The following is a 20648-nucleotide window of genomic DNA, read 5'->3' as shown; positions in this document are numbered from 1 at the left end:
CCTCTGCTGAGACGCGCCGAACCTCGAGATTGCTCAAATAGTCTACAGGCTCTGTGTCATCCTTGTGAAGACAATGGGACGGTGACGTTTCCGTGCGTGTCGATCAGATCTCGGCTGTGGCAAAAATGCGATTGAGGAAGGCGGCCCCTGCGGCAAGTCCCGCCTCGTCAATGCCGTGTCCGAGGCCGGGCCGCTCGATCGCAGCAACCGCGAAGCCGGCATCGCGCAGCGCCTTTTCCGTCTCCTGCAGCGCCGCGACCGGGATCACCTCGTCCAGCGCGCCGTGAACGAGCAGTACCGGCGGGCGGCTCTTCACCTCGGCGGCGAGCCGCTGCGGCCCGGCGATGCGGCCGGAATAGGCGATGATGCCCGCCATCTCGCGCGGCCGGCGCGGCCCGACCTGCAGCGCCATCATGGTGCCCTGGCTGAATCCGACCAGCGCCAGATCGGCATCGGTGAGGCCGTGGCGTTCGAGTTCGGCGTCGAGGAACTCGTCGAGCTTCGGCGCCGCGGCCGAGGCGCCCTGCCAATATTCATGCGCATCGCGCACGGAGAGACGGAACCACTGGTGTCCCGCGCCCCAATCACAGGGGTCCGGCGCATCCGGCGCGACGAAATACGTATCCGGAAACAACGGCGCCCAATGCGCGCCGATATCGATGAGATCGCGGCCATCCGCGCCGACGCCATGCAGGAGGACGACGAGTTTCTTGGGCTTGGCCCCGGAAAGCGGAGCGAGGCGCGGACCATCGAGCATGGAAAATCCCTGTTGCGGGCGGGGGGACGAATCTGCCTCATGCTAGCAAGCGCAGGCCCCTTTTCACCATCCCGAACGACGACGTGCCCGCCCCATGACCCGCATCTTCCGCTTTGCCCCGAGCCCGAACGGCGAACTGCACCTCGGTCATGCCTACTCGGCGCTGCTGAACAGCGATCTCGCCCGCGCCGTCGGCGGGCGGCTCCTGATTCGCATCGAGGACATCGACCGGACACGCTGCCGTCCAGAATTCGAGGCGGCGATTCTCGACGACCTCGCCTGGCTCGGGCTCGACTGGGAACAGCCTGTGCGCCGGCAATCCGAACATTTCGACGCCTATTCGAAGGCGCTGGAAACGCTGCGATTGATGGACCTCGTCTATCCGAGCTTCCTGAGCCGGGGGGAAATCCGCGCCGCCACCGCCGATCCCGCCTGGCCGCGCGATCCCGACGGCGCCCCGCTCTATTCGGGCCTCGACCGGGACCTCGCCGCCGGCGAGGCTGCGGCGCGGATCGCTTCGGGGGCGCCCTATGCGTGGCGTCTGCGCATGGCGGCGGCAATCGACCGGATCGGGCCGCTTCGTTTCACCGAGCACGGCAGCGGGCCGGACGGCGAGACGGGCGATGTGACCGCGGACCCCGGCCGCTGGGGCGATGTCATCATCGCCCGCAAGGAGATCCCGACCAGCTACCACCTCTCGGTCGTCGTCGACGACGCGCTGCAGGGCGTGACGGATGTCGTGCGCGGCGAAGATCTCTTTCACGCCACCAGCGTCCACCGCCTGCTGCAGGCACTGCTCGGACTGCCCGCGCCGATCTATCGCCACCATGGCCTGGTCCGCGACGCTGCGGGAAGGAAGCTGTCGAAATCGGAGGGAGCCAGGGGCCTGGCCGCACTGCGGGCGGCCGGCGCCACGGCCGAGGATGTACGGAGACTGGTGGGCCTGGCGCCGGCTCAGCCCACACCCAGCACATAGAGCCAGACCGTCACCGTGAAGAGGCTGAGCATGGTCGATAGCGACACAGCGCTGGCGGTGCTGGCGACGCCCGCCTTGTAGTGGTTGGCGAGAAGATAGGCATTCACGCCGCAGGGCATGGCGGCAAAGACGACGGCGACGCCGGCCCAGACCGGCGGCATCGGCAGGACCTGCACCAGGGCGAGCACGATCAGCGGGTGCACGACGAGCTTCAGCACGCTGATGACCAGCGAGGCGTTGAGGTCGCCGGCGAAACCGTAGCGACGCAGCGCCAGCCCCATCGAGATCAGCGCGCAGGGCACCGACGACGCGGCGAGCATACGCACGACCTCGCCGGCCGGGCCGCTGGCGTGGATGCCAGCGATCTGGCCGATGGCGCCGGCATAGATGCCGATCAGGATGGGATTGCGGGCGAGCGCCCGGACAAGCCGCATCAGCGTCGCCCGCGAGATGCCAGATTCCGAGCCCTCGGCGAACAGGGTCGCCGCCGTCGTCATCACCGGCAGATGGATGGCGATCAGCAGGAAGAGCGGCACGGCTCCTTCATTGCCGAAGGCGTTCAGAATCACCGGCACGCCGACAAAAACAGTGTTGGACTGGCCGCTGGCAAAGCCCTGCATCACAGCCTCGACATGGGCGCGCCCGAACCATCGCCGCGCAATGAGGAAGCCGATGCCGAAAACGATGAAGGCGCCGGCGAAATAGGCGATCCAGTAGCCCCAGGGCTGCCCGCCTTCCGGCATCTTCGCTTCCGACAACGTCTTGAAGATCAGCACCGGCACGGCGATGCCGAAGACATATTCCGACAGCCCGTCGGCGGCGCGGTCGCCGAGATGCTTGGTCCATCCGGCGATGTAGCCGACCGTGATCAGCCCGGCGATCGGCAGGACGATGAAGGCGATCTCGGCCAGACGGCCGATCATCAGCATGCGCCGCACCCCGAGAGGACGGACGTGATCAGGGCATGGCAGGGCATCAGGGTCTGAACCGGGAGGCTTTGGGGCGAAAAGGCCGCTCGACAGTAGAAAGCTCGCCGTAGCCGGTCAACCGCGGCCAATACGCGATTCGGCCATTCCCGCTTGGCTCCCCGGCCCGGCCCTCTATAGTCCGGCCGTCGCGGCGAGCCTATCGCACGGCTCATTTCAGCAGAACCTGTCAGGAGCAGCATGTCGGACGCCCGCTCGATCCTCATCACCGGCGCCTCGTCCGGCATTGGCCATGACGCGGCCAAGACGTTGAAAGCGCGGGGCTGGCGCGTCTTCGCCACGGCCCGCAAGCCGGAGGACATCGCCGCCCTCGCCGCGTCCGGCCTCGACGCCCTCTTTCTCGACTATACCGACGAGGCCTCGATCCATGCCTGCGCCGACGCCGTGCTGGCGGCAACAGGCGGGCGGCTCGACGCGCTGTTCAATAACGGCGCCTATGGCCAGGTCGGCGCGGTCGAGGACCTGACCACCGAAGTGCTGCGCCGCCAGTTCGAGACCAATGTCTTCGGCTGGCACACGCTGACGTGCCGGATCCTGCCGGCCATGCGGGCGCAGGGGCACGGTCGCATCGTCCAGTGCTCGTCCATTCTCGGCATTGTCGCCGGCAAGTACCGGGGCGCCTATGTCGGCTCCAAATACGCGCTGGAGGGCCTGACCGACACGCTGCGGATCGAACTCGCCGGCAGCGGCATCGCCGTCGCGCTGATCGAGCCGGGCCCGATCGCCACCCGCTTCCCTCAAACCGCGCTTGAGAATTTCCACGCCACGGTCGACATCGAAGGCTCCGTCCATCGCGCCGACTACCAGGCGCAGCTGGCGCGAATGACCGGCACGCGCCGTCCGTCGCGCTTCAAGCTCGGCCCGGAAGCGGTGACAGCGGCGCTGCTGCACGCCCTCGAAAGTCCGCGCCCGCGGATCCGCTACCGCGTCACGGTGCTGACCAAGGCCGCCGCGCTGATGCGGCGTCTGCTGCCGGCACGGTGGATGGATCATCTCATCGCGCGAAATTCCTGAGCCGCGGAACCGGACGGCTGTTCCGCACGTATAAGCAGCGAATAACTTCGCCGACAGGACGACCATGAGTTCGATTTCCGCCGACACCAAGACGCCGCCGCAATCCTGGCTCTCGCCCGGCTCCCTGCTTCGCCTCGTCGTCAGCCTCGCCATCTGTTTCGGCGCCGCCGCGCTCGGATCCTGGATGACCCTGCCCAGCATTCCGACCTGGTATGCCGGGCTAGCGAAGCCGTTCTTCAGTCCGCCCAACTGGATCTTCGCGCCGGTCTGGACGGTCCTCTACGCGCTAATGGCAGTGGCCTTCTGGCGGGTCTGGGTGCTTGGTCGCGGCTCGGCGCTGCAGGCGGCCGCCCTCGCCTTCATGGTGCAGCTCGTTCTCAACGTTGCCTGGTCCGGCGCGTTCTTCGGCCTGCACCTGCCCTGGCTCGCCCTGGTCGACATCATCCTGCTCGTCCTCGCGATCATCGCCACCATGAGCGCCTTCCACAGGATCGACGGCCGCGCGGCCTGGATGCTGGCCCCCTATCTCGCCTGGGTCCTGTTTGCGACAGCGCTCAACGCAGCGGTCTGGTGGCTCAATTGAACGCAGGGCGCGCCGGTGGCGACGAGCAGCGGATCGGGCGTATAAGGGCGGATCATCCGATTCCGGAAGCAAGAGCCCGATGAACAGCTTTTTCTACTACCTGATCCCGATCGCGCTGGGCGCCGTTGCCGTCGTGCTGCTGTTCGGTCTCTTCAACATGGTGCGCGGCGGATCGCCCGAGCGGTCGCAGAAGCTGATGCGCCTTCGCGTCCTGCTGCAGTTCGCCGCCGTGGTGATCATGATGGCCGCCCTCTATTTCGCCTCCCGCTGAGGACATCATGGTCGCGCTCACCCGCATATACACAAGGACGGGCGATGACGGCACCACCGCCCTCGTCACCGGGGAGCGGCGGGCCAAATCGGACCTCAGGGTCGAGAGCTACGGCACGATCGACGAGACAAACGCCCATATCGGCGCCGCGCGTCTCTACGTCACCGATACGCTCGATCAGATGCTGGCTCGGATCCAGAACGACCTGTTCGACCTCGGCGCCGATCTCTCGACGCCGGAAGCGGGCCTGAAGCCGGGACGCGAGGCACTGCGCATGGTCGACGCGCAGACCGACCGCCTGGAAGCCGAGATCGACCAGTTGAACGCCGAACTGAGCCCGCTGCGCTCCTTCGTGCTACCGGGCGGCTCTCCCGCCGCGGCGCATCTGCATCTGGCGCGCACCGTCGCCAGGCGCGCCGAGCGCGTCATGGTCGACCTCGCCTCGCGCGAAGCGGTCAATGCCGCCGCCATCCGCTACATCAACCGCCTGTCGGATTTCCTGTTCGTGGCGGCGCGTTATGTCAATGATCGCGGCGCCACGGATGTCCTGTGGGTGCCGGGTCAGAATCGCTGAGGACGACACATGTTCGTGCCGTTCCACGATCAGAATCCGTTGCGATACATCCGCTTTCCCTGGGTCACGCGCGGGCTGGTGGTCCTGAACTGCCTGATCTTCCTGATCTACCAGCGCGCCGGTAACGCCGACGCCGAAGCCGCGTCGGTAATGGCTTTCGGCCTGATCCCTTCGACGCTGGCCGGCATCCACATCCGCACTCCCGGCATCTTCCACGCGCCGGAATATCTGACCTTCATCACCTCGTCCTTCCTGCATGGCGACATCTGGCACCTTGCCGGAAACATGCTGTTCCTCTGGGTCTTCGGCGACAATGTCGAGGATGCGATGGGGCACTGGCGCTTCATCCTGTTCTATTTCCTGTGCGCCATCGGCGGCGGTTTGGCGCATGTCGCGGTCGAGCCCGGCTCCGATATCGCCCTGATCGGCGCCTCCGGCTCGGTCGCCGGCGTGATCGCAGCCTACCTCCTGCTGCATCCTCGCGTGAAGATCTGGATCCTGCTGCTGTTTCGTATTCCCATCCGGCTCAGGACCGTCTGGGTGCTCGGCTTCTGGATCCTGCTGCAGGTCTACAATTTCGCCTTCGGTCCACCCGGCGAGATCTCCTGGGCCGCCCATCTCGGCGGCCTGGTCATGGGCACCGTTCTGGTGCTGTTCCTGCGCCGTCCGGGCGTGCCACTTCTGGCGCGACCGGCGGACGAGGCACTGCCGGTCGACCCTGTGGTTTGAGCCGTTCCAGCCTGCCGGACTTGCGTTGACTCCTAGCGAACCCGCCGGTACGGTCCCGCGCCAAACGCTCCGCAAATCGCTGCAGCGAAAGGATAATCACCGAGATGAAAATCCTCGTGCCCGTCAAGCGGGTTGTCGACACCAACGTCAAGATCCGGGTCAAGGCGGATGGCACCGGCGTCGATCTCGCCAACGTCAAAATGTCGATGAATCCCTTCGACGAAATCGCTGTCGAAGAAGCGTTGCGTTTGAAGGAAGCCGGCAAGGCGACGGAAGTCGTCGTCGTATCGATCGGCTCCGACAAATCGGCCGAGACGCTGCGCACTGGCCTCGCCATGGGCGCCGATCGCGCCGTGCTGGTGAAGACGGACGCCGCCAGTGTCGAGCCGCTCGCCGTTGCGAAGCTGCTGAAGGCGGTCATCGCCACCGAACAGCCCGGCCTCGTCATCCTCGGCAAGCAGGCGATCGACGACGATTCGAACCAGACCGGCCAGATGCTGGCCGCCCTGCTCGGCTGGCCGCAGGCGACCTTCGCCTCCAAGGTCGTCATCGGCGACGGCACGGTCGACGTGACGCGCGAGATCGACGGTGGCCTGGAGACGCTGCAGCTCAAGCTGCCGGCGATCGTCACCACGGATCTCCGTCTGAACGAGCCGCGCTACGCCTCGCTGCCGAACATCATGAAGGCGAAGAAGAAGCCGCTCGACGAGACGACGCCGGAGGCGCTCGGCGTCGACGCGGCGCCGCGCCTGACCGTGCTGAAGACGGTCGAGCCGACGGGCCGCACCGCCGGCGTCAAGCTCGGTTCGGTCGACGAACTCGTCGCGAAGCTCAAGCAGGCGGGAGTACTCTGAGATGGCCACGCTGATCATCGCGGAACATGACGACGTTCATCTGAACGAGGCGACGGCCAAGGCATTGAGCGCGGCTCAGGCCCTCGGCAAGCCGATCGACATCCTCGTCGCCGGCCACCAGGCCAAGGCGGTGGCCGACGCGGCGGCGCAGCTCGCCGGCGTGCGCACCGTGCTGCTGGCCGATGGCGAGAGCCTCGCCAACCGCCGCGCCGAGCCGCTGGCCGACCTCGTGCTGTCGCTCGCCGACAAGTATGAGGCGATCGTCGCCCCGGCCACCTCGGCCGGTAAGAACGTCGCGCCGCGCGTCGCGGCACTGCTCGACGTGATGCAGGTGTCCGAAATCACCAAGGTCGTGGCTCCCGACACGTTCGAGCGCCCGATCTATGCCGGCAACGCCATCGAGACGGTGCAGACAAGCGACAAGAAGCTGGTCCTGACGGTCCGAATCGCCGCCTTCCCGGCGGCCGCAACCGGCGGCAACGCGGCGATCGAGACGATCGCGGCGCCGGCCGATGCCGGCCTCTCCCGCTTCGTCGGCGCGGAACTCTCCGTTTCCGACCGGCCGGAGCTCGCCTCGGCCCGCGTCATCGTTTCCGGCGGCCGCGCGCTCGGCTCGGCCGACAAGTTCCAGGAAGTGATCGCCCCGCTCGCCGACCAGCTCAAGGCGGCCATCGGCGCCTCTCGCGCCGCGGTCGACGCCGGCTATGCGCCGAACGATTGGCAGGTCGGCCAGACTGGCAAGGTGGTCGCACCGGAGCTCTACATCGCCGTCGGCATCTCGGGCGCGATCCAGCATCTCGCCGGCATGAAGGACTCGAAGGTCATCGTCGCGATCAACAAGGACGGCGACGCGCCGATCTTCCAGGTCGCCGATTACGGCCTCGTCGACGACCTGTTCACGGTCGTTCCTGCGCTGACCAAGGCACTCGCAAACTAAGCGTTTACCAAGGTCGGTTGACAATCCCGCCGGCCGTGCTCGACTGACCTCCCGGTCGTCGAGCGCGGCCGCATCATTTTTCAGACCCGCATTTGGTTCGAGACGACAAAGGAGCCCTTGGGGCATGAGCACCGCGATTAAGACGATCGGCGTCATCGGAGCCGGTCAGATGGGCAACGGTATCGCCCATGTGAGCGCGCTTGCCGGCTACGAGGTCTTCATCCACGACCTCGCCGAGGAGCGGGTCCGCAAGGGCCTTGCCACCATCGACGGCAATCTCTCGCGCCAGGTTCATTCCGGCCGGATCACCGAGGAAGATCGCAAGGCGGCGCTGGCCCGCGTCAAGCCGGCGGTCAGCGTCGACGCGCTCGGCACCTGCGATCTCGTCATCGAGGCGGCGACCGAGGACGAGCAGACCAAGCGCAAGATCTTCGCCGGCATCTGCCCGGCCCTGAAGCCGGAGGCGATGCTCGCCACCAACACCTCGTCGATCTCGATCACCCGCCTCGCCTCGGCGACCGACCGTCCCGAGCGCTTCATCGGCATCCACTTCATGAACCCGGTCCCGGTCATGCAGCTGGTCGAGCTGATCCGCGGCATCGCCACCGGCGACGAGACCTTCGAGGCGTCCAAGGGCTATGTCGCGCAGCTGAACAAGACCGCGACCGTCTCCGAGGATTTCCCGGGCTTCATCGTCAACCGCATCCTGCTGCCGATGATCAACGAGGCGATCTACGTGCTGTATGAAGGCGTCGGCTCGGTCGACGCCATCGACACGGCGATGAAGCTCGGTGCCAACCATCCGATGGGTCCGCTGCAGCTCGCCGATTTCATCGGCCTCGACACCTGCCTATCGATCATGCAGGTGCTCTATGAGGGTCTGGCGGATTCGAAGTACCGCCCCTGCCCGCTGCTGGTGAAATATGTCGAGGCCGGCTGGCTCGGCCGCAAGACCAATCGCGGCTTCTATGACTATCGCGGCGAGCACCCCGTCCCGACCCGCTGATTGTCCCCAGGAGCCGGATGCGGCCCGGGGGCCGCATCCTTGAGCCTGCCGGATCAGGCGGACGGCGCCGTCGCCGCCTTGATCAGTGCCTTGGCGTCTTCGGAATCCCACTCGGCCGGTCCCGACATCACGCCGAGCGCGCAACCCTTGCCGTCGATCAGCACCGTCGTCGGCAGGCCGACGGCCATGCCCTTGTTCTTGAGACCGGTGAAGATGCCGGTGGTCGGATCGCCGTAGAAGGCGAGCGACTTGACGCCGATCTCGTCGAGGAAAGCCTTCGGCTTGGCCGGATCCTGCGTGTCGATCGACACGGCGACGACCGAGAAGTCCTGCCCTTCATGCGCCGCGTCGAGGCGATCGAGCGCCGGCATCTCCTGCCGGCAGGGCGCGCACCACGTCGCCCAGAGGTTCAGGAGCACCGTCTTGCCGGCGAAATCGGCGATCGAGACCTTGTCGCCGCTGGCGTTCTGGAACGAGAGATCGCTGAGCAGCGCCGGCTCGCTGGCGACGCGGAAAGCCGCGACCTCCCCCTTGGCGAAGGGTGCCAGAAGGCCCGCCGCCTTGACCGCCGGGGCGCAGTCGACGCCCGACCATTCAACGACAGCGTTGCCTTTCCGGGTCTCCGTCACGTATACCGCCGCGACTCCCACTGCGATGCCAGCGATCGCGGCAAGGCCGATTACCGTCCAGCGCCGCGATTGACCGCGCGTCTCATTCATTCCGTCCTGCCTCCAAGAGAGGGTACATGAGCAATTCGATGTGGGGCGGCCGCTTCTCCGAAGGTCCGGCCGCCATCATGGAAGAGATCAACGCGTCGATCGGTTTCGACCAGAAGCTCTACCGTCAGGACATTGCCGGCTCGAAGGCGCATGCTGCCATGCTCGCCCGTCAGGGCATCATTGGCGCGGACGATGCCGAAAAGATCACGGCAGGTCTAGACGCCATCCTGCGCGAAATCGAAGCGGGCGAGTTCAAATTCTCCCGCGCGCTCGAGGACATCCACCTCAATATCGAGTCGCGCCTGAAGGAACTGATCGGCGACGCAGCCGGCCGGCTGCACACCGCCCGCTCGCGCAACGACCAGGTGGCGACCGACTTCAAGCTCTGGGTCCGCGACACGATCGACGCCATGGATCTGGCGCTGCGCGACCTGCAGGTGGCGCTCGCAGACAAGGCCTTCGCCCATGCCGGCCAGGTCATGCCGGGCTTCACCCATCTGCAGAGTGCCCAGCCGGTGACCTTCGGCCACCACATGCTGGCCTATGTCGAGATGATCGGCCGCGACCGCGGCCGCTTCCAGGACGCGCGCCGCCGCCTCAACGAAAATCCGCTCGGCGCCGCGGCGCTCGCCGGCACCTCGTTCCCGATCGACCGCTTCCAGACGGCGCAGGCGCTCGGCTTCGACCGCCCGACCGCGAATTCGCTCGACAGCGTCTCCGACCGCGACTTCGTCATCGAGGCGCTGGCGGCGGCGAGCCTCTGCGCCATCCACCTCTCCCGCTTCGCCGAGGAGATCGTGATCTGGTCGTCGGCGCAGTTCCGCTTCATCAAGCTTTCCGACAAGTTCACCACCGGCTCGTCGATCATGCCGCAGAAGCGCAATCCGGACGCCGCCGAACTGGTGCGGGCCAAGACCGGCCGCATCATCGGCGCCCAGACGGCGCTGCAGATCGTCATGAAGGGTCTTCCGCTCGCCTATCAGAAGGATATGCAGGAAGACAAGGAACAGGCCTTCGACGCGTTCGAGAGCCTGGAACTGGCGATCGCCGCGACCACCGGCATGGTGCTCGACATGGAGCCGGAAGCCGCCACGCTGAAGAAGGCGGCCGGTTCGGGCTTCGCGACCGCGACCGATCTCGCCGACTGGCTGGTGCGCGAACTGAACATGCCGTTCCGCGAGGCCCATCATGTGACGGGCCGCATCGTCGCGATCGCCTCGGAGCGCGGCGTCGAGCTGACCAAGGTGACGCTCGCCGAGATGCAGGCCGTGCATCCGGCCATCACCGACGCGGTCTATTCGGTGCTGACGGTCGACAAGTCCGTCCGCAGCCGCACTTCCTATGGCGGCACCTCCCCGAAGAATGTGCGCTCGCAGGCGAAGCGTTGGCAACGGGCGCTGGCTCGCGAGATGAAGGCCTGATCGGCTCCGCCGATCGAGCCAACTTTGACAATGACGGGGCAGCGCGATCGGCTAAGATGCCGCCGGATCGCCGAGCCCTCCAGGAGAAGCCCCTTGGCCCTTGCTGCCCGAATCCTTCTGATGTCCGCCGCCCTGGCGCTCGCCGGTTGCGGCGTGAAGGGTGCTCCGGAGCCGCCGCCGGGCGGTCCGCAGGCGCTCTCCGCCGAACAGCCCGGCCCGGACGGCAAGAAGCCCGACATCTCGCAGCCGTCGAAACCGGATCGCTCGCTGTTCATCGACAAGCTGCTCTAGCTCAGCCTGATCCCCCAATGCAGACCCTCGCGCCTCACCTCTCCCTGAGGGAGAGGTCGACGGCGAAGCCGGCGGGTGAGGGTTTAGGGAATTCTCAGGAGAGGGCGTAAGCCCTCACCCGGACCTGCGGTCCGACCTCTCCCTCAGGGAGAGGTAAGCAAGTGCGCAGCCTCCCCATATTCGACCCGAAGAATGTTGCCATGAACCATTTCGAATATCGCGACGGCGCGCTTTACGCCGAGGACGTGGCGATCGCCGATATCGCTGAAGCCGTCGGCACGCCGTTCTACTGCTATTCGACCGCGACGCTCGTCCGCCATTTCCGCGTGTTCCGCGAAGCGCTGGCCGGCCTCGACACGCTGGTCTGCTATGCGGTCAAGGCGAATTCCAACCAGGCCGTGCTGAAGACGCTGGTCGCCGAGGGCGCCGGCATGGACGTCGTCTCGGAAGGCGAACTGCGCCGGGCGCTCGCCGCCGGCTGCCCGCCGGAAAAGATCGTCTTCTCGGGCGTCGCCAAGACGGCGCGCGAGATCGCGCTGGCGCTCGACACCGGCATCCTCTGCTTCAACGTCGAATCCGAGCCGGAGCTGGCCAGGATCTCCGAGATCGCGACCGCCAAGGGCAAGACCGCGACCATCTCGCTGCGCATCAATCCGGATGTCGACGCCAAGACGCACGCCAAGATCACCACCGGCAAGGCCGAGAACAAGTTCGGCATTCCCTATGAGCGCGCCCGCGAGGTCTATGCCCATGCCGCGACGCTGCCGGGCCTTCGCGTCGCCGGCGTCGACATGCACATCGGCAGCCAGATCACCGACATGGAGCCGTATGACGCGGCCTATGGCCTGCTCGCCGACCTGGTGCGCGACCTGCGCGCCGATGGCCACCAGATCGACCATGTCGACGGCGGTGGCGGCCTCGGCATTCCCTACCATCTCGACCGCGAGGCCCCGCCGGAGCCGACCGCCTATGCGGCGATCGTCCGCAAGCGGCTCGGCAATCTCGGTGCGAAGATCCTGTTCGAACCGGGCCGGATGATCGTCGGCAATGCCGGCATCCTCGTCTCCGAGGTCGTCTATGTGAAGGAAGGCGCCGCCAAGACCTTCGTCATCGTCGACGCCGGCATGAACGATCTGATCCGCCCGACGCTCTACGAAGCGCATCATGACATCCAGCCGGTCACCCTGCCGAAGCCCGGCACGCGCGAGATCTTCGCCGATGTCGTTGGCGGTGTCTGCGAGACGGGCGATTTCCTGGCGCTCGACCGCACCATGGCCGCCGTCGAACCCGGCGACCTCCTCGCCGTCATGACGGCCGGCGCCTATGGCGCGGTGCAGGGATCGAGCTACAACACGCGGCCTCTCGCCGCCGAGGTGCTCGTCGACGGCGACCAGTTCGCCGTCATCCGGCCGCGCCAGACCTATGATGAGCTGATCGGCATGGACCGGCTGCCGCCCTGGCTGGCGGAGTAATCGCGCGGCTCCGCCGCAGCCATGCGGCGACGGCAAGAATTGCCAAGCTGCGTAGCAATGCCGATATTGGGGTCATGACTGACCCCAATAGGCTTCCCATCGATCCGAGCCAGCTACCTGAGCCGCTTCGCCTCAGCGATCGGCAGATCGTGCTGATCTCGAAGGCGCTGGCGGAGCCGCGCCGCTACCAGATACTGAAGGATCTCGGCACTGCCAGCGCACCGGTGGCATGCAGCTGCATCATCCAGCGCCACCAGGTCAGCGCCGCCACCATTTCCCATCATCTGAAGGAACTGGAAACGGCGGGCCTGATCGAGATTGTACGCGAAGGCAAATTTGCAAGCCTGGTGCTGCAGCGTGACGTGCTGGACGCCTATCTGGCCCAACTTTCCGAAATCTGAAACCTGGCCGAATTTTCGTCTGATTTCGCTCTTGTAACGATTAGATGGTTATCTAAATATCTAATTATTAAGACCATCCAACAGGAGCGAATGCGTTGAGCAAGCTGACAGGCAAGGTAGCGGTCGTAACGGGCGCTTCGAAGGGTATCGGGGCGGGCATCGCCAGGGAGTTGGCCGCCGCCGGCGCGTCGGTCGTGGTCAACTACGCCTCCAGCAAGGAAGGCGCGGACCGCGTGGTGGCGGAGATCGAGGGCAAGGGCGGCAAGGCCGTCGCGGTGCAGGGCGACGTTTCGAAGTCGGCAGACGTCACCCGCCTGTTTGCCGAGGCGAAGGCGGCCTTTGGCTCGCTGGACATCCTCGTGAACAATGCCGGCGTCTACCAGTTCGGATCGCTCGACGACCTCACAGAGGAAGAGTTCCATCGCCAGTTCAACACCAATGTTCTCGGCCTGCTGCTGACGACCCAGGAAGGCGTGCGGCATTTCGGCGCCGAGGGCGGCAGCGTCATCAACATCGGCTCCACAATCAGCCAGCTGCCGATGGCCAACTCGTCGATCTACACCGCCACCAAGAGCGCCGTCGACGGGATCACCCAGGTTCTCTCCAAGGAGCTTGCGGGCCAGAACATCCGCGTGAACTCGATCAATCCGGGCAGCGTCGAGACCGAAGGCACGCATGCGGCCGGCATGGCGGGCAGCGAACTGGAAAAGCAGATCGTCGCGCAGACCCCGCTCGGCCGTATCGGCCGGCCGGATGATATCGGCACGATCGCAGTCTTTCTCGCGTCCCCGGAATCGGGCTGGCTGACCGGCGAACGGCTGCTCGCTTCGGGCGGCATGCGCTAGCCACTTCCCTTCGGCACGCGCGCGGCCTCCGACGCGTGCGTGCCGAATGCGGTACCAAACCTTGCCTCCGGGCTCGCCCTGCACCAGCTCTCTTGCTACAGTCATCGGGGCGGCGGGCGTGACGGACAAGACGGAGCGACGATGACCGAGCCCGCGGGCGGCACGGCGGACAGGAAGAGAGCGGAAACCGGGCGGGATCTGCCGGCTTCGGTCGAGCAGGCGGCACAGCAGCAAATCGCGCGCGCCACCGAGAGAGCCCGGCTGGTTCTGCTCTGGGAGGTCCTGTGGCCTCGTCTCGTTCCCCTGCTCTGCCTCGTCGGCGTCTTCCTGATCCTGTCCTGGTTCGGCCTTTGGCCGCGCCTGGCCGATCCGCTGCGCCACGGTATCCTCGCCCTCTTCGCCATCGGCTATGGCTGGCTGATCCTGCGCGTGACGCGATTGCCGATGCCGACGCAGGACGAAGCGCTTGCCAGGGTCGCCCGTGAAAGCGCCATGGAGCATCGCCCGGCCACGGCGTTCGGCGACCGGCTGTCACAACCGACCGACGACCCGCTGACCCACTCGCTCTGGCGAGCCCATCGCCTTCGCCTGCTCAGGACGCTCGATCGCCTCGCCGCCGGTTTCCCCTCGCCCGGCATGAACCGGGTCGATCCCTATGCGCTGCGCTTCCTTGTGCCGCTGCTTCTCATCGTCGCCTTCCTGATGGCCGGTCCCGACCGGTTCGATCGCATCCTCGACGCGGTGCGGCCCGGAACGGCGACGGCGGAAGCCCCGCCGCGCATCGACGCCTGGGTGACGCCGCCCGCCTATACCAGCCGACCGCCGATCTTCCTGACCGGCGACGGCAGCCGGCCGGCCAATCTCGATCCCACGGCCGCCGTCCGCGTGCCGGAGGGCTCCGTCGTCACGCTCCGCATGCCGACCCAGCCCGACCTCGCCGCAGAGGCGGTCACCACGGCGGGCGAGGCGATCGCCTTCGACGCCGCCCAGCCGGCCAAGGACCGGGACAAGTCAGCGGTCAGGACCTCGGACGAACGCAAGCTGACCCTGGCGAAGGACAGTGCGCTCAGCATTTCGCGCGATGGCAAGCCGCTGCTTTCCTGGTCGTTCGCCGTCATGCCCGACGCGCCGCCCGGCATCGAACTGACCCGCGATCCCGGTTCGACGGCGAGCGGTGCCCTCTCGCTAGCCTATTCGCTGACGGACGACTATGGCGTCGTATCCGCCAACGCCTCGATCGCCGCCGTCGAACCTCCCTCCACCGAGGGCAGCCGTCCGCTGGTGACCGCTCCCGAACTGCCCCTCAACCTGCCGCGCCTGCGCATGCGCGAGGGCAATGGCGAGACGATCCGCGACCTCTCCGCCCATCCCTGGGCCGGCGCCAAGGTCAAGATGCGGCTGATCGCCAAGGACGAGGCCGGCCAGAGCGGCGAGAGCGCGCCGATCGAATTCGTGCTGCCGCAGCGCCCGTTCAACAATCCGCTCGCCCGCGCCGTCGTCGAGCAGCGCCGCGTGCTGGCCCTCGACGCGAACAAGGCGCCCGCCGTCGCGATGGCGCTCGACGCGATCACGCTCGACCCGGAAAAGTTCCAGAACAACGGCGCCTTTATCGCGCTGCGCGCCGCCTATCACCGCCTGACAGGCGCCCGCAGCGACGCCGAGCTTGTCGAGACCGTCGACTTCCTCTGGGAGATCGCGCTCGGCATCGAGGATGGCGACCTGTCGCTCGCCGCGCAGGATTTGCGCGCCGCGCAGGAGGCGCTGCGCAAGGCGATCGAGAACAATGCCTCGGACGCCGAGCTTGAAAAGGCGATGCAGGACCTGCGCGACGCGATGGACAAATATCTCGAGGCGCTCGCCCGGGACGCCGAGCGCAATCCTCAGGCGAACCAGCAGCCGATGGATCCGAACGCGCAGGTGCTCCGGCCCGAGGACCTGCAGAAGATGATGGACCAGATCGAGAATCTGGCGAAAACAGGCTCGCGCGACGCCGCCCAGCAGATGCTGAGCGAATTGCAGCAGCTGCTGGAGAACCTGGAGGCGAGCCGATCGCAGCAGGGGCAGCAGGGCCAGAACGGCGAGATGAACCAGGCGCTCGACAAGCTCGGCGAGATGATCCAGCGCCAGCAGCAGCTGATGGACCAGACCTTCAAGATGGATCCGGACACCGACGGCAGCGGCGCCGAGGCGCAGCCGATGAGCCCGGAGGAACGCCAGAAAACGCTTCAGGCGCTGCGCGAGGGCCAGAAGAACCTGCAGAAGATGCTGCAGGAACTGCAGCAGTCGATGCAGCAGCAGGGCATGCAGCCGGACGGCAAGCTCGGCCAGGCCGACCGCTCGATGGGGGACGCCGCCAACCAGCTCGGTGAAGGGGCGCCCGGCCAGGCCGTCGGCCCGCAGGGCCAGGCGCTGCAGGCGCTGCGCGAGGGCGCGCGCAACCTGGCCGACCAGATGGCACGCCAGAACGGCACCGGAACCCGCCAGGGCGGCCCGATGCCCGGCCAGGACCCGCTTGGCCGGCAGCAACAGGGCCGCGGCACGGATCTCGGCTCCTCGGTCAAGGTGCCGGACGCGATCGACACGCAGCGCGCCCGCGAGATCCTGGACATGATCCGCAAGCGCCTCGGCGACACGGCGCGGCCGCTGATCGAGCGCGACTATCTGGAACGTCTGCTGCAGAAATATTGAAGCGGGCCGCTCGGTCGAAGCGCCGGCCTATCCGTCATGCCGGCCGCAAGCCAGAATCCGTTTAGCCCCTCCCATGCTTCGCCAGCCCCGATGATGGGGCACGCCTGAAAGCGCGCGCGGGCGAGTCAGGCTCCGTCCTACACTGGCGAAAAGCGGCCCTTAGGCGACCTTGGCGCGGGGGCTGTTGGCGTTCAACGCGCATTTGACGACATGGCGGATCTCGGCCAGCGAGAACGGCTTTGGCACGACGTCGAAAATGAGTTCCGCCAGGCCGTCGGCCCGTTCCCGCTGATCGGCGAAGCCAGTCATCAGCAGGATGGTGAGATCGCGATATTGCGACGCCGCCGCATGGGTCAGCGCGATGCCGTCCATGATCGGCATCTTGATATCGGTGAGGAGGAGGTCAAACTCGCCCTTCTCCTGGATGAGAACGTCGAGCGCGTTCTCGCCGTCCTCGGCCGTCATGACGTCATGGCCGTCGAGCATAAGCGCGCGCGATACGAACATCCGCACCGCGTCGTCATCTTCGGTCACCAAAATCCGCGCCATCAAGTCCCGTCCCGGAGCATGGTCCCCGGGACAAGTCTTCCCGGATCGGACCATCGTTCAAACGATCAGACCGGGATCATCCTCGATTCGCCTAAACAGATCGTGACCTCAGCCGAGGTAATTCGAGCTATTCCTCGACGACGCCGACAAAGGGAAGCTCGCGGAAGGCGTGCGCCACGTCCATGCCGTAGCCGACCACGAACAGGTCAGGGCAGACGAAGCCGACATGTTCGGCGTCGATCGCGGTGACGCGCTTGCCGGGCTTGTCGAGCAGGACGGCGATACCGACGCGGGCAGCACCCCGCTCCTGCATCAGCTTGCGGGCGAAATCGAGCGTGCGGCCCGATTCGAGAATGTCGTCGACCAGCAGCACGTCGCGGCCGGCGACCTCGCTCTCGATATCCTTGACGACGCGGACGGCGCCCGACGAGGTCGTGCCGGCGCCATAGCTGGACAGCGAGATGAACTCGACCTCGGGCGCCATGCCGGCCGCGTGCAGGGCGCGGATCAGGTCGGCGGCGAAGACGAAGCTGCCCTTCAGGATCGAGATGACCAGCAGGTCGCGATAGCCGGACGCGGCGATCTCGGCGGCGAGTTCGGCGTTGCGCGCGGCGATTTCGGGAATGTCGTAAAGGACCCGGATCGACCGGCCACGGACAACTGGCATCAATTCTTTCCTTCGTTGATCGGATCGCCGAGAGCGCGGATTCCGCGCACCATCCTGCTCGCCACCCCGGGCACGAGGCCCGGGAAACCGTTCTCTTAGTCGCGGAACGGCCTGATGTCACCGAAAACGAGCCGACCGGCATCGAAACGCCTCCATTGGTCGCGATCGAGAGAGGCCGACAGCATCGATGCGGGCACGACATCCTTCGCCGGGTTGCCATGCCGCTGCTTTGCCTTGATCGGATGGCATATGCTGCGCGAACCGCCCGATCGACGGGCATCGCTAACAACTCGTTAACGCTGATCCTGACATTCTGTGCGAATCGGCGCCGGACATTTGGCGACGACATCGAGCGCGATGCGCAGGACGGCCGGCCCGGCAGAGAGAGCGGAACAGGAAAAAGACGGTGATCCGCTTCGAAAATGTCGGCCTGCGCTATGGTATGGGAGCCGAGGTCCTGCGCGACCTCTCGTTCCAGATCGCACCGAAATCATTCCAGTTCCTGACCGGCCCCTCGGGCGCCGGCAAATCGACGCTGCTGCGCCTGCTCTGCCTGTCGCTGAAGCCGACTCGCGGCCTGATCACCGTGTTCGACCGCGACGTCGTCACCCTGCCCAAGGCCGAGTTGCCGGCGCTGCGCCGGCGGGTTGGCGTCGTTTTCCAGGATTTCCGCCTGCTCGACCACCTGACCACCTTCGAGAATGTCGCGCTGCCGCTGCGCGTGCTCGGCCGCGAGGAATCGAGCTACCGCGCCGACGTCATCGAACTCCTGAAATGGGTCGGGCTCGGCGACCGCGTCCAGGCGCTCCCCCCGATTCTCTCCGGCGGCGAGAAGCAGCGCGCCGCGATTGCGCGCGCGCTGATCGGCCAGCCCGAAATCCTGCTTGCCGACGAGCCGACCGGCAATGTCGATCCGCCGCTCGCCAAGCGGCTGCTTCGCCTGTTCGTCGAGTTGAACCGTCTCGGCACGTCGGTGGTCATCGCCACCCACGATATCGGGCTGATGAACCAGTTCGACGCACGCCGGCTCGTTCTGCATGAAGGGCGGTTGTCTATCTATGACTGACCGCACCTTGCCCTCGCCGCGCTCCGGCATCCTCAACCGCATGATCGGCGTCATCCTGCCGTCGCGCCGGCGTGCTTCGCGCGCGGCCGGCCCGGTTTCGGCTCCGATCGTGCCGGCGCAATCGATCGCCGGTCGATCGCTGATGATCGTCATCGCGATCATGAGCTTTCTAGCCTGCCTGACGCTGGGCGCCGTGTCGCTGGTGCGCGACGCCTCGCTCGCCTGGCAGGACGACATCGTCCGCGAGATCACCATCCAGGTCCGGCCCGTCGACGGCTTCGATACCAAGGCCGAGGCGGCCAAGGCCTCTGCCATCGCGGCCTCCATGCCGGGCGTCGCCTCGGCGCGCGCGCTGGAGGACTGGGAGAACGCCAAGCTGCTCGAGCCCTGGCTCGGCAGCGGGCTCGACATGACCGATCTGCCGATCCCGCATCTGATCGTCGTCGAACTGGCCGATCCGGACGCCGTCGATCTGGTCACCCTCGCGGCTCGTCTTGAGATGGGGGTAAAAGGCGCCAGCCTCGACGATCACCGCAGCTGGACCGACCGGCTGAAGACGATGGCCAACGCTACGGTCATCATCGGCGTCTCGATCCTCGGTCTCGTCTTCGTCGCCACCGTGCTGTCGGTGATCTTCGCGACGCGCGGCGCCATGGCCTCGAACCGCGACATCGTCTCGGTGCTGCACTATGTCGGCGCCGAGGCAAGCTTCATCGCGCGCGAATTCCAGCGCCATTTCCTCTTCCTCGGCCTGAAGGGCGGCCTGATCGGCGCCTCGGGCGCCGCGGCGCTCTTCGCTATTCTCTCCTTCTTCATCGGCCAGTCGATCGCCACGCCGGAAGGCGACCAGGTCTCGGCGCTGTTCGGCCGTTTCGCAATCGGCCCGACCGGCTATCTCGGCGCACTGGTGATCGCGCTGCTGATCGGCGTGATGACCGCGATCACGTCGCGGCTCACCGTCTATCGCCATCTGGCGTCGATCGAATGAGGATGTCGTCCCCCTCCGGTCGGACCACGCGGAATTTGGTGTGCCAAGTCTTGGCCGCAATCGACGATCATCCTTGCCGTCATGACTGACGCGGCCCGAACCGAACTGGAACTTGGCCGACGGAATTTTGCCGGCGCGTCTTCGCGTGCCGATGCGTCCGGCCGTCCCGGTCGGCCGCCGGCGCCCGGACGGCGCCCCCTGGTCACGGTGCTGCTGCTGATCGCCATCGCCGGCTCGTTCGCCGGCATCGATTTCACCCGTTTTGCTCGCCAGGTCGCCAACCTCGCGCCACCGACGGACGTCACGGCCCAAGGCATCGTGGCGTTGACGGGCGGCACGGCGCGGATCGACGGCGCCCTCGCCTTGCTGCGTGACAACCGCGCCGAGAAGCTGCTGATCTCCGGCGTCAATCCGGCCGTCGGCCGCCACGACATCGCCCGTGCTGTCGAGCGCGCCTCGAACATCGTGCTCGACCACAGGGTCGATCTCGGCCATGCGGCGCGCAACACGATCGGCAATGCCGACGAAACGCGGGCCTGGGTCGAGAAGCAGGGCATCCACTCCCTGATCATCGTGACCAGCGACTACCACATGCCCCGCAGCATGGTGGAATTGTCACGCGCCATGCCTGATGTGCAGCTCATTCCCTACCCGGTATCGAACAAACAGCTCGAAATGGACCGTTGGTGGCGACACGCCTCGTCAGTAAAGCTTCTCCTTGGCGAGTACGTGAAGTATACGCTCGCTCGTGCGCGGCTCGCTTTCGAGACACCGCGGGGGGAAAGCGTGACCGCATTGGCGGCGGAAACGTCCACTCACGGGACAACGGGCGGGGTCTTGCGCTGACGCCGTAT

At 66.5% G+C, this 20648-nt stretch carries 23 protein-coding genes; 18 read left to right on the top strand and 5 right to left on the bottom strand.

Going from position 1 to position 20648, the window contains the following annotated elements:
• Positions 1–103 precede the first annotated feature (103 nt).
• The gene (locus G342_RS0111775) at positions 104–757 is read right to left on the bottom strand and encodes an alpha/beta hydrolase (RefSeq protein WP_018183347.1); all 654 of its coding nucleotides are present in this window, start codon (positions 755–757) and stop codon (positions 104–106) included.
• Between the two features lie 94 nt (positions 758–851).
• Here G342_RS0111775 and gluQRS point away from each other — a divergent pair, with 94 nt between their 5' ends.
• Complete coding sequence (gluQRS, locus tag G342_RS0111770; protein ID WP_018183346.1) at positions 852–1733, top strand: tRNA glutamyl-Q(34) synthetase GluQRS; 882 nt, start codon at positions 852–854, stop codon at positions 1731–1733.
• Here the strand turns inward: gluQRS and G342_RS0111765 are convergent.
• Positions 1712–2656 (bottom strand): AEC family transporter, encoded by a 945-nt coding sequence (locus tag G342_RS0111765; RefSeq protein ID WP_026304353.1) that lies wholly within the window; start codon positions 2654–2656, stop codon positions 1712–1714. The two genes, gluQRS and G342_RS0111765, sit on opposite strands and share 22 nt — an antisense overlap.
• A 243-nt stretch (positions 2657–2899) precedes the next feature.
• On the opposite strand from G342_RS0111765, the gene G342_RS0111760 reads away from it, so the two are divergent.
• The 8 genes from G342_RS0111760 to G342_RS0111725 all read left to right on the top strand — a co-directional run bounded on the left by G342_RS0111760 (position 2900) and on the right by G342_RS0111725 (position 8687).
• Positions 2900–3733 carry an SDR family oxidoreductase gene (locus tag G342_RS0111760; RefSeq protein ID WP_018183344.1) on the top strand — a complete coding sequence of 278 codons (834 nt, stop codon included), beginning with the start codon at positions 2900–2902 and terminating at the stop codon, positions 3731–3733.
• Positions 3734–3797: 64 nt separating this feature from the next.
• A complete protein-coding gene (locus G342_RS0111755) occupies positions 3798–4316 on the top strand; it encodes a TspO/MBR family protein (protein WP_018183343.1) in 519 nt (172 codons plus the stop codon).
• 79 nt (positions 4317–4395) lie between these two features.
• Positions 4396–4587 carry a twin transmembrane helix small protein gene (locus G342_RS0111750; RefSeq protein WP_018183342.1) on the top strand — a complete coding sequence of 64 codons (192 nt, stop codon included), beginning with the start codon at positions 4396–4398 and terminating at the stop codon, positions 4585–4587.
• Between the two features lie 7 nt (positions 4588–4594).
• On the top strand, positions 4595–5161 hold the full coding sequence (locus G342_RS0111745) for a cob(I)yrinic acid a,c-diamide adenosyltransferase (RefSeq protein ID WP_018183341.1): 567 nt from the start codon (positions 4595–4597) through the stop codon (positions 5159–5161).
• A gap of 9 nt (positions 5162–5170) precedes the next feature.
• Positions 5171–5890 (top strand): rhomboid family intramembrane serine protease, encoded by a 720-nt coding sequence (locus G342_RS0111740; protein WP_018183340.1) that lies wholly within the window; start codon positions 5171–5173, stop codon positions 5888–5890.
• Between the two features lie 104 nt (positions 5891–5994).
• A complete protein-coding gene (locus G342_RS0111735; RefSeq protein WP_018183339.1) occupies positions 5995–6744 on the top strand; it encodes an electron transfer flavoprotein subunit beta/FixA family protein in 750 nt (249 codons plus the stop codon).
• A gap of 1 nt (position 6745) precedes the next feature.
• The gene (locus G342_RS0111730; protein ID WP_018183338.1) at positions 6746–7681 is read left to right on the top strand and encodes an electron transfer flavoprotein subunit alpha/FixB family protein; all 936 of its coding nucleotides are present in this window, start codon (positions 6746–6748) and stop codon (positions 7679–7681) included.
• A 124-nt stretch (positions 7682–7805) separates the two neighbouring features.
• Positions 7806–8687, top strand: coding sequence for a 3-hydroxybutyryl-CoA dehydrogenase (locus G342_RS0111725; RefSeq protein WP_018183337.1), 882 nt, complete (start codon positions 7806–7808; stop codon positions 8685–8687).
• 53 nt (positions 8688–8740) lie between these two features.
• Here G342_RS0111725 and tlpA read toward each other — a convergent pair whose 3' ends face one another.
• Entirely contained in the window at positions 8741–9406 is a 666-nt protein-coding gene (gene tlpA / locus G342_RS0111720; protein WP_018183336.1) for a thiol:disulfide interchange protein TlpA, read from the bottom strand.
• A 26-nt stretch (positions 9407–9432) separates the two neighbouring features.
• Here tlpA and argH point away from each other — a divergent pair, with 26 nt between their 5' ends.
• From argH to G342_RS0111690, 6 genes are all read left to right on the top strand, one after another.
• Positions 9433–10827: an argininosuccinate lyase gene (argH, locus tag G342_RS0111715; protein WP_018183335.1), complete on the top strand. Its 1395-nt coding sequence runs from the start codon at positions 9433–9435 to the stop codon at positions 10825–10827.
• Between the two features lie 93 nt (positions 10828–10920).
• Positions 10921–11118, top strand: a complete 198-nt coding sequence (gene lptM, locus G342_RS25695) for an LPS translocon maturation chaperone LptM (protein WP_026304351.1) — start codon at positions 10921–10923, stop codon at positions 11116–11118.
• Between the two features lie 200 nt (positions 11119–11318).
• Positions 11319–12590, top strand: a complete 1272-nt coding sequence (gene lysA / locus G342_RS0111705; RefSeq protein ID WP_018183333.1) for a diaminopimelate decarboxylase — start codon at positions 11319–11321, stop codon at positions 12588–12590.
• Between the two features lie 74 nt (positions 12591–12664).
• Positions 12665–12991, top strand: a complete 327-nt coding sequence (locus G342_RS0111700; protein ID WP_018183332.1) for an ArsR/SmtB family transcription factor — start codon at positions 12665–12667, stop codon at positions 12989–12991.
• A gap of 95 nt (positions 12992–13086) precedes the next feature.
• Positions 13087–13836, top strand: coding sequence for an SDR family NAD(P)-dependent oxidoreductase (locus tag G342_RS0111695; RefSeq protein WP_018183331.1), 750 nt, complete (start codon positions 13087–13089; stop codon positions 13834–13836).
• A 141-nt stretch (positions 13837–13977) separates the two neighbouring features.
• Positions 13978–16524: a TIGR02302 family protein gene (locus tag G342_RS0111690; protein WP_018183330.1), complete on the top strand. Its 2547-nt coding sequence runs from the start codon at positions 13978–13980 to the stop codon at positions 16522–16524.
• A 159-nt stretch (positions 16525–16683) separates the two neighbouring features.
• Here the strand turns inward: G342_RS0111690 and G342_RS0111685 are convergent, their stop codons facing one another.
• Both G342_RS0111685 and hpt read right to left on the bottom strand, forming a co-directional pair.
• A complete protein-coding gene (locus tag G342_RS0111685) occupies positions 16684–17073 on the bottom strand; it encodes a response regulator (RefSeq protein ID WP_026304348.1) in 390 nt (129 codons plus the stop codon).
• A 127-nt stretch (positions 17074–17200) separates the two neighbouring features.
• Entirely contained in the window at positions 17201–17740 is a 540-nt protein-coding gene (gene hpt / locus G342_RS0111680; RefSeq protein WP_018183328.1) for a hypoxanthine phosphoribosyltransferase, read from the bottom strand.
• 406 nt (positions 17741–18146) lie between these two features.
• On the opposite strand from hpt, the gene ftsE reads away from it, so the two are divergent.
• The 3 genes from ftsE (at position 18147) to G342_RS23960 (ending at position 20640) form a co-directional block, all read left to right on the top strand.
• Positions 18147–18806 (top strand): cell division ATP-binding protein FtsE, encoded by a 660-nt coding sequence (ftsE, locus tag G342_RS0111670; protein WP_018183326.1) that lies wholly within the window; start codon positions 18147–18149, stop codon positions 18804–18806.
• Positions 18799–19794 carry a cell division protein FtsX gene (locus tag G342_RS0111665; protein WP_018183325.1) on the top strand — a complete coding sequence of 332 codons (996 nt, stop codon included), beginning with the start codon at positions 18799–18801 and terminating at the stop codon, positions 19792–19794. Before ftsE ends, G342_RS0111665 begins: the two co-directional genes overlap by 8 nt.
• Before the next feature lie 81 nt (positions 19795–19875).
• The gene (locus G342_RS23960; RefSeq protein ID WP_018183324.1) at positions 19876–20640 is read left to right on the top strand and encodes a YdcF family protein; all 765 of its coding nucleotides are present in this window, start codon (positions 19876–19878) and stop codon (positions 20638–20640) included.
• Positions 20641–20648 lie beyond the last annotated feature (8 nt).

Origin of the sequence: Kaistia granuli DSM 23481 (assembly GCF_000380505.1) — a bacterium.
GTDB lineage: Bacteria > Pseudomonadota > Alphaproteobacteria > Rhizobiales > Kaistiaceae > Kaistia > Kaistia granuli.
This window is presented reverse-complemented; position numbering and strand designations above follow the sequence as displayed.